This is a genomic window from Ignavibacteria bacterium, assembly GCA_016707005.1.
GTDB lineage: Bacteria > Bacteroidota > Ignavibacteria > Kapaibacteriales > Kapaibacteriaceae > UBA10438.
In genome coordinates this window covers 889,769-904,964 of record JADJIQ010000005.1, presented here as the reverse complement: position 1 = coordinate 904,964, position 15,196 = coordinate 889,769, and the positions used below count along the sequence as shown (strand labels likewise).

12 protein-coding genes are annotated in these 15,196 nt (G+C 53.7%); 8 read left to right on the top strand and 4 right to left on the bottom strand.

Features of this window, described 5'->3' with window-relative positions:
- Window positions 1-63 precede the first annotated feature (63 nt).
- The gene (locus IPI29_12150) at window positions 64-795 is read left to right on the top strand and encodes an SPOR domain-containing protein (GenBank protein MBK7413298.1); all 732 of its coding nucleotides are present in this window, start codon (window positions 64-66) and stop codon (window positions 793-795) included.
- Window positions 792-2,450 carry a hypothetical protein gene (locus IPI29_12145; protein MBK7413297.1) on the top strand — a complete coding sequence of 553 codons (1,659 nt, stop codon included), beginning with the start codon at window positions 792-794 and terminating at the stop codon, window positions 2,448-2,450. Before IPI29_12150 ends, IPI29_12145 begins: the two co-directional genes overlap by 4 nt.
- Here the strand turns inward: IPI29_12145 and IPI29_12140 are convergent.
- From IPI29_12140 to IPI29_12130, 3 genes are read right to left on the bottom strand one after another with little or no spacing between them, the layout of a single operon-like run.
- Entirely contained in the window at window positions 2,447-3,334 is an 888-nt protein-coding gene (locus IPI29_12140; protein ID MBK7413296.1) for an Omp28-related outer membrane protein, read from the bottom strand. The two genes, IPI29_12145 and IPI29_12140, sit on opposite strands and share 4 nt — an antisense overlap.
- A gap of 54 nt (window positions 3,335-3,388) precedes the next feature.
- Window positions 3,389-5,068, bottom strand: coding sequence for a hypothetical protein (locus IPI29_12135; GenBank protein MBK7413295.1), 1,680 nt, complete (start codon window positions 5,066-5,068; stop codon window positions 3,389-3,391).
- Window positions 5,069-5,071: 3 nt separating this feature from the next.
- Entirely contained in the window at window positions 5,072-5,584 is a 513-nt protein-coding gene (locus IPI29_12130) for a TlpA family protein disulfide reductase (protein MBK7413294.1), read from the bottom strand.
- Between the two features lie 112 nt (window positions 5,585-5,696).
- Here IPI29_12130 and IPI29_12125 point away from each other — a divergent pair, with 112 nt between their 5' ends.
- Genes IPI29_12125 through IPI29_12110 form a run of 4 tightly spaced genes read left to right on the top strand, consistent with a single transcriptional unit; the run spans window position 5,697 to window position 10,484 of the window.
- On the top strand, window positions 5,697-6,404 hold the full coding sequence (locus tag IPI29_12125) for a T9SS type A sorting domain-containing protein (protein MBK7413293.1): 708 nt from the start codon (window positions 5,697-5,699) through the stop codon (window positions 6,402-6,404).
- Between the two features lie 22 nt (window positions 6,405-6,426).
- Window positions 6,427-8,292, top strand: a complete 1,866-nt coding sequence (locus IPI29_12120) for a DUF2723 domain-containing protein (protein MBK7413292.1) — start codon at window positions 6,427-6,429, stop codon at window positions 8,290-8,292.
- Window positions 8,293-8,331: 39 nt separating this feature from the next.
- On the top strand, window positions 8,332-9,747 hold the full coding sequence (locus IPI29_12115) for an OmpA family protein (protein ID MBK7413291.1): 1,416 nt from the start codon (window positions 8,332-8,334) through the stop codon (window positions 9,745-9,747).
- A gap of 5 nt (window positions 9,748-9,752) precedes the next feature.
- Window positions 9,753-10,484 (top strand): ribonuclease H-like domain-containing protein, encoded by a 732-nt coding sequence (locus IPI29_12110; GenBank protein ID MBK7413290.1) that lies wholly within the window; start codon window positions 9,753-9,755, stop codon window positions 10,482-10,484.
- Here IPI29_12110 and IPI29_12105 read toward each other — a convergent pair.
- Window positions 10,481-11,368 carry a YihY/virulence factor BrkB family protein gene (locus tag IPI29_12105; GenBank protein ID MBK7413289.1) on the bottom strand — a complete coding sequence of 296 codons (888 nt, stop codon included), beginning with the start codon at window positions 11,366-11,368 and terminating at the stop codon, window positions 10,481-10,483. The two genes, IPI29_12110 and IPI29_12105, sit on opposite strands and share 4 nt — an antisense overlap.
- Before the next feature lie 113 nt (window positions 11,369-11,481).
- Between IPI29_12105 and IPI29_12100 the strand changes: the two genes are divergently transcribed.
- Entirely contained in the window at window positions 11,482-13,116 is a 1,635-nt protein-coding gene (locus tag IPI29_12100; protein MBK7413288.1) for an Ig-like domain-containing protein, read from the top strand.
- A 74-nt stretch (window positions 13,117-13,190) separates the two neighbouring features.
- A complete protein-coding gene (locus IPI29_12095) occupies window positions 13,191-15,191 on the top strand; it encodes a PQQ-dependent sugar dehydrogenase (protein ID MBK7413287.1) in 2,001 nt (666 codons plus the stop codon).
- Window positions 15,192-15,196 lie beyond the last annotated feature (5 nt).

Sequence of the window (15,196 nt, the reverse complement as noted above, 5' to 3'; positions counted from 1 at the left end):
CACCAAAATAGGCCCTCTTCCGTAATTTCAGCCGTCCTCCCCCATTCTCTTGACCAAAGCACCATGCACCGACGCACATTATTGCTCCTTACACTTCTCTTCATCCTTCCTGTGTTCGTACGCGCGCAAACGGTTGGTGTGAAGCAATACATTCAACAGGTGGCCTCGGGGTGGACGTCTGACGCAAAGAAGGCACTGCCGGATCTGTTGATCGATAATCCCGACGATCCGGGCGTACTCTTTCTTCATGCATCCCTCGTTGAAGATCCTAAGAAGGCCGCTCCACTCTTGGAGCGCATTGTTGATGCCTATCCGAAGAGCGAATGGGCAGATGATGCACTAGCTCGGTTGGTGATCTTCGCAGCAACAAAGGGAGAAGCAGATAAGGCCAAGAAGACCTTCATTACGATGCGAGAACAGTACTCACAGAGCGAACTCCTCCCAGTGGTGTACGATGTGATGCGTTCCACAGTTGGGGCTCCTCCTCCCGGAGACCGAACTGTTGCTGCACCTGCACCAAAGAAGGCAGAGCCGGTTGCCGAGACTCCGGCAAAGACAGCTGCAAAGGCTTATACGTTGGTCACACGCACCACGTTCAGCAAGGATGAAGCCGACGGTCTCGTTGAGCAATTCAAGAAGAAGCGCATGCGTGCACGGCTCACCTCTGAACAGTTGAAGAACAAGACGCGATACATCGTTAGCGTGGGCGAGTACGAAACGGAACCGGAGGCCCTCAAGGATCTCGACGCTGTCCGTGCGGTGTGTAAGTGTAAGCCAACGGTGACAAAGCGTTGATGCGTTTTCTCGCTTCGATCTTCCTTCTAACGCTCACACTGAGCACAGTGTTTGCGCAGAACGCCGATGTGAACGCCGAACGCGTCTCCATGGATATGCAGCTCCTGCGAGCTATCGATGGTGCCGCACCACTCGGGTCCACCGCAGTGTGGCCACAGTCCGCCTTTACACTCACTGAGCAAGGCAAGGACACAGCCAATGCATTTGGACGCTACATCGGAGCCTACTACGGCTCTGTGCTGCTTAATGCGCCGTTGACGAGGGATCTGGAGTTCGCAGAGACGACGAATGGACGGTTCCGCGGGCTGTCCTATGCAGACAGCATCGCACGCATGCAGGGCGATATCTCCCTGATGATGAGGCCAGGCTACTACGATGACGGAACAACGTCTGATCCGTTCCTGCTGATGCGTCCGGCCATACGCTTTATGGGCTCACTGGGCGGAAACTTCGGATACTTCCTCGACCTCTCGAATGGCATTCGATTGGCCGGAGATCCGGCCCTTATTGCCAAGACGGACCCAACACTCTCCCGAACGTTGAAGTTTACGATGGAAGACAGCGCCTTCTTCGATCGCTACATCGGCTACGTACAGTACCAAGGTGATTGGCTGCGCATTCGATTCGGTCGGGAAGCAATGCAGTTCGGCTTCAGCCCTATCGACAACTTTGTTCACTCCATTGAAGCCCCCTTACTGGACGGACTTCTCATCGACGTGCCGTACAAGAGTGTGCGCTTCACCATGACGCACTCAGCCGCGAATGGTGTAGATACATCGGGTGCTGCCGTGATGGGCAAATACATCGCAACACACCGGCTTGCCTTTGATCCCGTTGATTGGTTGAGCGTTGCCGTGAGTGACATGATCGTGTATTGGGGCAGGGGGCTTGATTTTGTCTATCTCAATCCGCTCGCATTCTTTGTCTCTGCCGGACTCAGCACGCAGGAACGAAGCGCCAACGATAATTCCATGATGGGTGTTGACCTTGCCGTTCGCCCGTTCAAGGGGACCATGGTCTATGGTTCGCTCATCATCGACGATCTCAACTATGCCACGTTGGGAGATTCGTCGGCCGGAGGAAACCAAAACAAGTTTGCCTACCAACTTGGCGTTTCTCAGGCACTCGGACAGCCCGGCTCTTCGTCGCGTTCCTTGCTGTCTCTTGAATATGCTCGTGTTGATCCCTTTACGTTCTCGCACCGAAGCATCAACGCATCGTACACAACCTTCAGCGCACCGGTGGGGTATGATCTTCAGCCCAATTCCGATCGTGTTGCGTTTCAGGCTCGACACTGGTTCACGCCACGCACATTCCTTCGTCTTGATCTCGACTACTCACGTCACGGCGAGAACTTCCTCGATAGCACCGGCAACATTCAAACAGCAGAAGACCCCAACTATCCCGGCTCCGGGATCCTTGTTGCCATCGGCAATGTAGGGGGCGATATTCTTCGCGGTGATGGAGACGGTCTTGCAGGCAACACCTTCCTGCGCGGCAACGTGAGCTATCAACGTCGCGTTCGACTCTGGTTCTCTGCAGAGTGGATGCCGAACATCTTTACAGACCTCCGCATTGGCTACACGAACCGCAATGGCGGTAATGCGCCGGAGAACTTCTTCTTTGGATCGTTTGAGATCCGCATAGGCTATTAAGGCCGAAACGCCTGCTTCACAACCTGAAGTACGTCGCGTGTTTGATCGTCCTTGCGGCGGATCACGTAGGCTACAAGTTCGCAGTTTTCAAGGTTCCAATCTACGCCCTCAGGAATGGCATAGCGAAGGACCTTCTTGACCTTTGCACCAGCAGGTTTTGCATCTGTGCTCAGTGAATCGCCCCATGCTCCATTCATCGATCCACGCAACACATGCTCAAAGTCATAGTCCTCTACGTGTGATGGCGTCAGTCGGTAGTCCTTCTGATCCTGAACGATCCCGTTCTCAATGAACCACACAACAAGTGAGTAGTCGTTCTCACCAGCCGAGCGGTAGGTTGCTTCTACAGTAGCCACCACCGTGCGCTTGTCTGCGTGATACGTATGGCTAAGCTGAAGATCAAGGATCGGACTCAGCGACAGTTGCGCAGCAACGGCCGGCGCCCAATTGTTCTGACCGAGAATGAACCGCGCATTGTATTTGGCTCGATTGACAAGGCCGTTTGGATTTCCTGCACGACTGATCTTGAACGTCTGATCAAGCGTTGTGCCTACCTCGGTCTGAAAATCATACGGATAGTCCGGAAGTTCAGGCGTGGCAAAACCGCCGGCATGTACTGCTGTAACGATCACACGCCCTGGATTTGCCTCTGCGATCGTCTTTGCAATATCTGCTGCCTCCGGACAGTTACCGCAAGTGTGTCCAGTATAGTCCTCAAGAAGCACATTCTGCAGTCCGCCAGTGGACACAACAACACTAGATGTATCCTTCAGCAACGTATCTGCCGGATCGATAGGATTCTTCAGGTAGGGGGCGTCCACTACGTCACAGGCATTGATCATCAATGCTACGGTGATCGTGATGACAAGCATGATCGTCTTCATGGGTTATCTCCGTTTCGATGATGCTATGACCACCATCTCATTGTCTTTGTTACGTCAGAAAGAATACGTTACGTTCAGCGTCATGCCGTTGGACGCTGGTACAGGACGGCAGATACCGCCCACGCAGAGGATACCACCACGAACACGTCCGTATCCGCCTTGAACGCGAAGTGCGCCTGTGTTGTAGGAAACACTGGCATTCGGATAATGTACTTGCAGCGCAGGATCGGCGTTCCCGTAGTTGTATTCATCAAAGACCGTGAAGTACCAATGTGGCGAGATCGTGTACTCTGCAAGTGCCATCACCCAGTTGCCGTTCTGAAGGGCGAGCTTCGCTCCCGGTTGATGAGAAGCCGACATGAACTGGAACTCCGTACGAAGACTCTGGTTCTTTGCTGTTTTGAACCACAATTCAAGGCAGGCAAAGTTGGCGGTGATCACACCGTAGAGTGTTTCATTTGGTGAGGCACGTCGTTCAATGATGTCCTGGTCGTAATCAAGATTGATGTAGACAAGAGTGGCCTTGAAGTCCTTACCAAACTTGCGCGAGATCTCCACGTTGATGTCTCGGTAGTAGATGCGATCATCCCACCAGAATGCCACATCATAGGTAAAGGGGCTGGTGTGTGTTGTGTCCATTGCATGGATCACCGACGCATTGAGGGTGATCATCGTTTCATCATTCCCAAGACCCGATCCTTTCGGGATGGTAATGGAAACATCGCCCTGCATGCCGAATTCACCGGTAGGCTGGGTCGCATACGGGTAGAGCGTAATAAGTCTCCACGTGTGCTGTTTTGTAAGCGCCGGCAAATAGTTCACCTGTTGTGCGAATCCCGTTGCCGTACGATCGCTCCGGAAGTCCATGTTGTCGATGCGCTTTGCCGCGAAGTTCATCCCAAAGCCCGAGCCGGCATACGATGCATTGAGATAGAGAGCATCACCGGGATTGAACGACAGAAGGTTTGCAGCACTCGGGTCATTTATCTTATACGCGTATTCGAGTTCGAGCGAGAAGTCGGAATACATGAAGTGGGCACGTGTGGACCATGCAAGGACGTTCTCGGGGATCTTCAGGAGATCTTGATCATCTGCCTGATACCGGCTCATCACACTTGCGCCAAGGGTGAGGTGCATGCCAGAAGGGAGAAGCGAATCTCCTAGCTCATTCAAGTCGAGGCTAAGATCGCCCCCTCTCATAATACCTCTGCTCAACTCCCAAAACGCACGTTGTCTGCCGATGAGACCGGTGATCTTCATTCCGGGTGTTGGCATGAAGCGCATCCGCAGACCATCGATCGAATTGTCGAAACCGAGATTGCGTTCTTCATACGTGCGGAAGATCATCCCGCTGCCGAACTGTTCGTAGAAGTTTCCGGCCGTTACTTCAAAGATGTCATCGGTGTACGACGCGAAGCGGTATGGAATGCCAAGCCCCGTTCCACTGCCGGATGTTCCGTATCGCGGATCGATACCGAGAAGCGGGTTCTGATAGGATTCGAACCTGATGCCGGCGCTGAACTTGCCGCGGGAGAACAGGAGATTGAAGAACGTGTTGGAGAGGATCCGTTCGGGAACCTCCGGGGCACCGATAATGGTGTCTTCTGTGTAGGTCTGAATGTCGGACTGAAGGGACCCGCTAATGGTACCGATGTCCTGAATGTCGATACCTTGACCAAACATTGGAAGCGACAGCGCAACCACGGTCACTATCCCGGCAATGAGTGCCTTCACAGATTATCCTTCTTTGCCCGTGAGTTTCTTGAAGAGCTCTTCCAGCTCATCTTCGTCGCCGGACGAATATGCACTATGGGAGAACACAACCTTACCGTTCATGATCACAAATGTGTGCGGAACGTTGTTCACGTTCATGGCGCGCTTGAACTCTTGGTTGATGTCGAGCAACACCTCATATGTCCAATTCCTGGACTTTACGAAAGGGGCTACCTTGGACGCATTCCGAGAGTCATCGATGGACACTGCCACCAGCTTAACACCGTACTTCTCTTGCCATTCTGCATAGAGGCCATGGTAGGTTTGGAGCTCCTGAAGGCACGGCTTACACCATGTTGCCCAGAAACTCACCACCACGGGCTTATTATCTGTGCTGATATCGGCCGTATTCACGAGGTCGCCGGAAACGCTACGGATCTTCACGGAGGGAAGACGAGCGGATGAGGAATCCTGAGCGCGAGTGATCCCAGAAAGCGCAACGAGGGCAACGATCGCCGCCAGAACGAACCTTTTCACGAATTCTCCTGTCACAAATGGGTGGTTTCGGCGTCGTACACTTCACACGTTCGGGAATTTGCCGGCGTGTAGTAGGTTTGCAGAACGCATTGAATCCAAGGGACGTCAAATTATGAAAACTCATGTACTTGCGCTCATCGCAGGACTCCTCCTTTCTGCCTCGGCTGGTGCCCAGACATATACGATCGATTGGCTCCAAGGCGAAACGATCAACGGTACGCCTGAAGGCGGCACAGTAAAGCGCGAAGGGACCATTCGAAACCTGAACGAAACGGCGAAAGAGCTGTATTTCTCGTACGACCTGAACGACGTGTCGCTCGACCATACGGCACAACTCTGCATGAACCTCTGCTGGTCCCTCTATCCGGGCCCGGGAGACGACCCATATATCCGCGAAGGCCAGGTCCTGGCAGTAGGCGGTACCCTCCCGATCTACGTTGACCTCACTCCTCGCGGTGCAGAAGGCACAAGCATCGTACGCGTCTCCTTGTTCGATAAGACGAATACGAACGACAAGCTCAACTTTTCGATAACCTTCAAGATCGCCCCTTCAACATCTGTTCGCGATGCGTCTGAGATCGGCCTTTCCGTTGGTCCGCTTCCAGCCTCTGAATCGATCACGGTACGCGGCGATGTTCTCCCATCGATCAATTCTATCGGCCTCTACGACGCCTCCGGCAACATCGTTCGTTCGTATGGCGTGTATGCCTCCACGGCAGCCACATTGCCGTTGAGCGGCCTTGCCTCGGGCACCTATCGTCTCATCATGACGTCAGCCGATGGTTCGATGTCGGCCTCTCCGGTGGTCATTTCCCGCTGATCTTCCACTCTTCGCTCGACCCATGAAGAATATCATCGGCCGAGGACTGGCCTCCCCTGGTTTCCAGGCAGCTGTCCTCGGCCTTCTTGTTTTTGCGACCTATGTGCTGACCATGGCGCCTGGTTTGATGTATACGGACAGTGGAGAACTGGCTGCCGCATGCACAACCCTCGGTGTTGCACACCCCACCGGCTATCCGCTCTTTACGCTCCTGGGGCACGTATGGACGATGATGTCATGGGGCTCCCCGGTTGCCGCCTTGAACGTTTTGGCCGGAGTGTGGGTGGCTTCTTCTGTGTCCGTGATGTACCTCCTGGTTCTGCCCCTCCTAGCGCGTGTGCATGGTCCGCGCGTTGACCACCTCTATTCGATCATCGCCGCAAGCGGCGCTCTTGTCCTTGGATGGAGCAGCGTTGTCTGGGCTCAGGCCACATCGATAGAGGTCTATTCGCTTCATCTGCTTCTCTTCTCGCTTACGTTGCTCTTTGCCTTCAAGAGTGCTAACGATGTTTACAATGCGCAGCGGTGGACCACACTAGCCGGACTCTTCTACGGCCTGATGTTGGCCAATCACCTGTCTTCGGCCTTCCTTGCACCGGGATTCATTCTGGTGTGGCTTTCTGGAGATCAGGACCGTAGACTCCGTCTCCGCAATTGGGCCTATGTGGTGATACCGGCGCTCGCCGGTGTTGCCCTTTATGCAGTGCTTCCGCTACGGAGCATGCAGGAGCCCCCTATCAACTGGGGAATGGTTCATCGGGATCTATCATCCTTCCTTTACCACGTAAAGGGCACCCAGTTTGGGGTGTGGATGTTCAGTGACAAGAAGGCGTTCTCCGACAACGTTGCAATGTTCTGGTCGCTCCTCTCTTCCACCCTGCTCTGGGTTGGACTGGTTCCGGCCGCGGATGGGCTCTGGCGCACGATAGCCTCACGACGCAGCGTAGCGGTTGGATTGATGGCCATCGTCGCGGGCAATCTTGGGATCTCGTTGGGATATGCCATCCCCGATCTGGAACCATATTTCCTTCCCACCATTCTCGTTGCCGTGTTGCTGTTCTGCGTTGGGCTACCTACACTTCTGCAGAAGCTGCCGTCGCGTCTTCATTGGGCAGCTCTCGCCATGCCAATGGTGTTGGTGGTTGTGGGATGGCAACAGCAGGACAGGTCTGACCATACGGCCGTAGATAACTACACAACGTGGGTCTTTGATAACGCCGAACCGAATGCCATCATCCTTACTCGACAGTGGGACTATTTCTGTTCCGCGGCGTGGTATCGTCAGGTGGTGGATCACGAGCGGACAGATATCACCCTGATCGATAAAGAGCTTCTGCGTAGGACCTGGTACGCCCCCTACCTCCTTCAGCGATATCCCAACGTGATGAAGAAGGTGCAGCCGGAAGTGGATGCCTACATGCCCTATCTCGAGCTGTTTGAGTCTGATGCAGATGCCTTCAACAAGAACCAGGGCAACGTTCGGATCATACAGCAACGTTTTGTTGCACTCTTGAACGCCCTTCTCACCGCAAACCCGGATAGGCCGGTCTATATCACTCCTGAACTCCTTAGCGACGAGCAAGGATTTGCAGAAGGATATGAACGACGTCCAGCAGGACCGCTTGTGAGACTCACCAGAGACACCCTCACCTACCGTCAAAAGCACGGCATTGCAGGGTTGGAAGAACTGGTGACGAGTCTCAGAGGCCGTTCAGACCGACTCGATAAGGGGCTCCAGCAGACCGCACTGGCCGGATTCGGAACAATGGCGTTCTACCAACTTGACGCGTTTACCGATACTGCAGGTTTCCGCAGATATCGTGATCTTGCGCGCCGCCTTGACCCGAAAGATCGCATCACCCGTCAACTCGATGGTGTGATCCCATAAGGGTCGTAGACTTGTCTCAACAATTTCACGAGCACCCCCTTGACACGTCATGCCGTCACACCGTCGTATCGTCATAATGTCATAAAGTCGTTGCGTCACTCTGTCATTCTCGCCATTCTCCTCCTCGGTGGTTGCGCTTCCTGGCAAGAGCCGGAGGCTACGGCCGATGCTACACCACCTCCTGGCTATGCACCGATCTTTCTGAGGACTGTTGCTCCGCTGCCGGAGAAGAAGCCTCAGAAGGCTGCTCTCACAGCAACGCGCGTTGATACGCGCGATGGCAAGACCGTGAAGATCTATGCACACGTGCTTGATTCCAACGGAACCTATTACACGGGTGGAGTGAAGGGAAATGGGAAGGCGCTGTGGTGCAAGGTAACCGAGACCATCAACGGTACAACTCGTGAGGTGAAGAACTACACGATCCGTGAGGTAACGGAGCGCGACAAAGAACCTATCGCCGTTGCCTTGGTGATGGACAACTCCGGTTCAATGGGCGACGCACGTGCACGAGCAATGCAGGCCTCTGTTGAAGACTTCCTTGGACTGAAACAGCCGCAGGATGCTGTTGCCCTTGTACGATACGATCATCACACTGAAGTGGAATCTGCATTGTCGAGCAACACCGACGAAGTGCGCGCACGTTTGAAACAAAATGGCCTGGAGGGTTTTGGAGGGGGCACTGCGATTCACTCAGGTGTTGCTGCCGCGATCGAGCATCTGGATGCAACCGCACCGAAGGGTACACGCAAGGCCGTGATCATCTTCACCGATGGTCAGGAGAATTCGTCAAAGATCTCTCGTGATGAGATGATCTCTCGTGCTATCAAGTCCAACATCGTGGTTTGTGCAGTGGACTTCGGTGCCGGTATCAACGAAGGATACATGGAGGACATCGCTCGCAGCACCGGCGGGTCGTACTCGCACATCTATGGCACGGCAGAGTTCCGTCCGATGTTCGAAGATGTCTACCGCAGACTGAAGAACAGTTACGTGATCGAATACCCTGTTCAGGATTACGGTCCGCACGATGTAAAGTTGAAACTCTGTTGGGGGAAGGACACTGCTTCGTCAACTTTCAACTATGACAATACTCCGGATGTTGGAGCCATCGCCCTCTTGAACGTGAATTTCGATCACGGCAAAGCAACCCTTGATGCATCATCTTCTGTTGCTATCAACAACATCGTAACAATGATGAAGGCACTCCCGAAGATGACGATCGAAGTGCGCGGTCACACCGACAATACAAACAGCACAACGGATCCGGACTTCAACAAAAAACTCTCACAGAAGCGCGCAGAAGCCGTCCGCGATGCGATCGTGCGTGGTGGCATCAAGGCTGAGCGTATCGCCGTAAAGGGTTACGGAGATTCTGAACCGGTGGCATCGAATGACACCGAAGAGGGCAGGGCTCAGAATCGCAGAACAGAATTCATCTCTCTTACCCGGTGACCTTCATGGATCCGTCCTACCTCGTCTTTGACCTCGAAACCGTTGGACATTCCGCTGAGAACTTCGACGATGTCCAGATCGAGTATCTCTTGCGCGGCGCATCTACAGAAGAAGAGCGCGAGAAGAAGATCGGCGAGTTTTCCCTGAGCCCCCTCACAGGAAGGATCGTGTGTATCGGCATGCAGATGATGACGCGTGAGGGTGATGAATGGCAAGCAAAACGTGTTGCCTATTCCGTGGATCCATCGATGGAAGACGGGGCTCCTTCGCGACATGAAGAACTCCCCTCCGGCTCAACGTGGTATCTGAGCAGCGAGCGCACGATGCTGGAGAACTTTTGGAAACTTCTCAATCATCACCGTGGGATCACTCTGGTCTCGTTCAACGGCCGCAACTTTGATGCGCCGTGGTTGATGTTACGCAGCGCCGTCCTCGGCATTCGTCCGTCCAAGAATCTCATGGATGGCACACGGTTCAACTATAGCGGACACATCGATCTACTCGATCGTCTAACGTTCTTCCAAGGTTCCGGAAGCGGAGCTACACGGAGATTCAATTTCGACTTCTATGCGAAGTCGTTCGGCATCACATCACCTAAAGCAGAGGGTGTGGATGGTTCAATGGTGGGCGACCTCTTCCAAGAAGGCAAACACGACACCATTGCAGAGTATTGTCTGCGCGATGTTACCGCTACGTGGGATCTGTTCGTTACGTGGGATCACCTTCTGCGATTCTAAACAGCCGGCTTCTCGTGTTTTGTTCGCAGCGCATGGATGTATTGGCCAAGTTCCGCTGCCAGCAAGAAGACAAATGCTGAGTAATACAGCCAGAGTGCAAACGATGCAAGTGCAACGTATCCGCCGTAGAACTTGCTAAAGTTCGTTGCACCGTTCACATACCACGAGAACAGAATACGGGCGAGTTCCCATAGTACAACCGCAACACCGGTACTGATCAAGATCACCGGCCACGGCAATTTCCTGTTCGGAACAAGTCGGTAGAGCAAGAAGAACACTACTGTTGTTGCAACAAGTGATGCAGCACGTACAGTGAATCCAAAGAGTAAACTCTGACGCAGTTCGGGCAGAGCACCTGTCCAGTAACTCTCGGCAAGTGTCATCAAGGGGCTCATCAGCGTCACAACTAAGATCAGGACCGTTGTGATGATCGTGAGCAACATGTCCTTGAGCCGGTAGATCACAAAGAACTTCGGCGTTGGGATGTGGAAGATCGCGTTGAGTCCGGTGCGAAGCGAACTGAAGAGCGTTGATGCGAGCCACAACAATGCGATGCCGGCTATCCAACCCGCAACCGTTCGTGCATTGAAGACAGAGCCCAGCTCCTTCACCACAACACCGATGAGATCTGTGGCCTGGGTGTTCTGCGGGAGGAAGTTGACGAGGAAGTTTTGAACGGTGGACTTCGTCTGTGCTTCGTCGATAACGCCCGAAACAACTGACAAGACAAGGATCACCAGCGGGATGGTGCACAACAAGAGGTTGAAGGCAATTCCCGACGACAGAAGGAAGATGTGTCGACGGTCTGTGATGTCTACAAAGTCGTAGATCAGGTCCCAGGCATGTTTGAGTCGAGTCAGTATCCGCGGCTCTTCGTGTTTCATTGCACCAAAACTACGGCAGTACGGGCTAGTTTTGCGGTATGTCCTTGTTCTTGCGTTCCACAACCTCCGTCGTTACGGCTCTTTCCGCCTGCTTGTTCTTGGCAGGTTGTGCCATGAAGGTTGCTCCTACGGGCGGTCCAAAGGACGCAGAGCCGGCAGTGCTCACGGTGATGACGCCGCCAAGTGGCACTACGTCCATGAAGGAGCGAACGATCACCTTTGAGTTCGACGACTACGTAGACCGCTCTGTTCGTAATGCGATCACGATCCTGCCGAATGCACGGTTCTCCACTACGTATAGCGGAGATGAGCTCGATATCACGTTCGAAGAGCCCCTTGACACAAACACAACGTACACTGTTACGCTTGGAACAGAGTGGTCGGACCTGCGCGGTAATAAGCCGAGTGAGTCTTATACGATGGTCTTCTCTACGGGAGACCACATCGACTCCGGAAGTATCTCAGGACAGGTCTTCGGTCAGTCTCTTGCCAATGTTGTGATCTTCTGCTATCAGCGCGGAGACACGCTACCGTCCACCTTTAGTCCGCGTACCGTTGCTCCAAAATTCCGTCTACCCGTTGGTTCGTCAGGCGCTTTTTCATTGAAGGGACTTCCCGACGGTCTGTATCGAGTAGTGGCGGCGCGCGACGACAATCGAAACGGGCTTCTGGAGAACACAGAGGATTTTGTGAATGCTCCGGCCGACGTATCTGTCGTAAATGGATCTGCCAAGCCCCTTGCTCTTCTATTGGGAAAGGCGATCGACCGAGATCAGCCGTTGATGGCTAGGGTACGTGCACTGAATGCGCGTTTAGTGAGTGTGCAGTTCTCAGAGCCGGTGCAGCCAGTCAACAACTGGCATGTCGCTCTCTCCATCACATCGGCAACTGAACCATCAATTCCCGTTGTTGCCATTTGGCCCGAGAGTGGTTCACAAGAGAGAATCTTGTTGCGCCTTGGACGTGATCTTGATACGTCTCGATACGAGGTGCACAGTGCTCCAAAGAGTGTTGTTGATCTCAATGGTGTGGTATCACCCGATTCCGTAGGACGTTCTGCGTTCCGTGGTGTGACCAATCCGGACACTACCACCCTACGGATCGTGAGCATCACACCGGCAGATAGTTCGAGATCTGTGCGTGTAGATACAACAGTGATCGTTCAGTTCTCGGACGCCGTAGACACCTCCAACGCACGCATGACCATCTGGCATGAAGCACCGAACGGGGCAATGCCGATCACTGCCACCTGGAGCGATGCCACGCGCCTGGTGCTGCGGCCACAACGAGCACGAAACGTGAAGACATGGTATCGTACATCGATAACGTTCGATGATGTACGGTCATTCACCGGTTCAGAGCTGGACGATTCCGTGCGCATTCACTGGATCTCTACCGAAGAGCGCAGGTCTGAACCCGGGTCGCTCAGTGGGGTTCTGGTGGACACCTTCAGCCTCGCCCCAGCGGATGCGTCGTTGAAGCTGCGATTCCTCACGTCAGGCGGCATCGTCGTGTATTCACATGCCGTTTCCCCAGGACAACCATTCACCGTTGCAGCACTTCCTGCCGGCGACTATAAGATCGACGTTTTTGCTGACCGGAACGACAATGGCATCTACGATCATGGAGATCATACGCCATTTTCGTTCAGCGAAGAATGGTGGCCTACGTCTATATCCGTGACGGTCCGTGCACGATGGGCCGTTGAGGGAGTTCGTATCCCGTTTGGTTTGCCCCCTCCCAAATAGATGCATTGTAGGGTATTACGCTAGTGTAACCCCGTATCTTTGCCGTAACGGTCTCGTTATACAAGGATCTTCCTGTGCGTTCAATTCTCGTACTTTTCTCTATCCTGATCGTATCGATCAGCGCTAAGGGTCAGGTTGACTTCACGGCACGTCCCGTGGCCGACCACTTGAACATCCCATGGGATCTCCTTGAAGGTCCGGACGGAAAGATCTGGTTCACCGAGCGAGTAGGTCTTGTTAGCAGGATCCACCCCGACACCAAGGAAAAGGACACGATCCTAGATTTCCGTGAATCAGTAGCGAATAGTGTGGAGATCGGATTGCTTGGCATGGTGCTTCACCCGAACTTCTCGGAGCAGCCATACGTCTATGCTGCCTATGCCTTCAAGGACTATGACACTTGGGTCAAGCGTGTACTTCGCGGACGTTTCGATGGTTCGAAGATCGTAGACATCACCAACATCTATGAGCTCAAGCCTGCCCAACAATGGCATCAAGGATGCAGACTGATCATCCTGCCGGATACCACGCTGATGTTTACCAACGGAGACCAGCCGGCTCCCGACAGTACGTTCAGCCTCACGTCAGAGATCGGGAAAACCATTCGGATCAACCTCGACGGATCGATCCCCGCAGATAATCCCTTTCCCGGAAGTAAGATCTGGTCCATCGGCCACCGCAATCCGCAAGGGATGTGTCGGCTCCCCAACGGCAATATCTTTGCCTCCGAGCACGGAGACAGGATCGAAGACGAGATCAACTTGATCATTAAGGGGGCTAATTATGGTTGGCCCAAGATCGAAGGAAGGTGTGACCTTCCTTCAGAGATCGACTTCTGTACAGCCAACAACGTTGTTGAACCCGTTTGGTCAAGCGGCACACAGCTTACGTATGCACCGTCCGGACTTGAGTACTACCCACACACGCGCTACCCTGCACTTACCGGCAAGCTTCTCGGCGTCTTCCTCAAGGCTTCGCGAATGATGGCCTTTACGCTGTCTGAAGATCAGTCCACGATCACGAAAACTGATCACATGTTGATGTTTCGGTATGGTCGGCTCCGCGATGTCCTCGTGATGAGTGATGGCAGACTCTTTGTTTGCACAGGCAACTACGACGCAAGAAACATCGCCCCCTTTCCAAAACCTGATCATGATGTGATCGTTGAGCTCCTTCCGGTCTGGGAGTACGAAGAGCCAAAGGTCCGTGTACCGCTCGATACGATTGTCTACCGAGCGGATGCAGGCGATACCGTGAAGACGGCAGTGGAATTCTGCAGCGACGGTGGTACACCGGTCAACTACAATCGATTCGCAACAAATCCGGGCAACATCTTCGAAGCTCGTTTCTGGCAAGATGGTGCTTCCACGGAGGGAACGGATTGTTACCTCTTCCGTGTCCAATACACGCCTCAGACGGATTTCCCGTATGTGGCAACCGCTACGGTGTATTATGCCAACCCCGGTGAGGAAGAACATTCACAGTATGCCACGTTGATCGGACTTCCCAAGAAGGGATACGTGAGGTCTACGCAGGACACGTTCATGGTATCCGCGGGAAGTACCGTTCAATGCTCCGTGAGGAATATCGGCTTGGACACCGTAACCGTAACGTCAGCGCTGTTCAGCCCGTCCGGTTCAGCAACCGCCGATCCTCTCGAATACCCCGTCATGGTTGCGCCCGATGAGGTTCAGACACTTACGTTCACGATCACGCCGCCGATCATGCCAGGCAAGGTCATCGACGTTGTGCTCTTGACAGATGCCTTCCGTGATGCCACCTTCTCGATCAAATTGTTGCCGGTAAGTGTTGAGGAGGAAGAGCGCGGTCCACGTTTTGGACTCGCTCCGCAGCCCGTTAAAGATGCCCTCTACATCACGCTTGAGGACGGCGCAACACATATGATCACCGTTCACGATGTGCTTGGCCGACCCGTCTACTCAGCAGAACACAGTGGCACGTCAGTTTCTATCCCTATTATGTCCTTCTCGAGCACGGCATCCAATGGCGTCTACACGTTATCCGTCTCCGCTCGAGGTCACACACGAACCACACCATTTCTCCTTGCCCCGTAGTAACA

Coding starts and splice junctions, on each gene's coding strand:
- IPI29_12150 (MBK7413298.1), top strand. CDS start 64: ATGCACCGACGCACATTATTGCTCCTTACACTTCTCTTCATCCTTCCT.
- IPI29_12140 (MBK7413296.1), bottom strand. CDS start 3,334: ATGAAGACGATCATGCTTGTCATCACGATCACCGTAGCATTGATGATC.
- IPI29_12125 (MBK7413293.1), top strand. CDS start 5,697: ATGAAAACTCATGTACTTGCGCTCATCGCAGGACTCCTCCTTTCTGCC.
- IPI29_12120 (MBK7413292.1), top strand. CDS start 6,427: ATGAAGAATATCATCGGCCGAGGACTGGCCTCCCCTGGTTTCCAGGCA.
- IPI29_12110 (MBK7413290.1), top strand. CDS start 9,753: ATGGATCCGTCCTACCTCGTCTTTGACCTCGAAACCGTTGGACATTCC.
- IPI29_12105 (MBK7413289.1), bottom strand. CDS start 11,368: ATGAAACACGAAGAGCCGCGGATACTGACTCGACTCAAACATGCCTGG.
- IPI29_12100 (MBK7413288.1), top strand. CDS start 11,482: ATGAAGGTTGCTCCTACGGGCGGTCCAAAGGACGCAGAGCCGGCAGTG.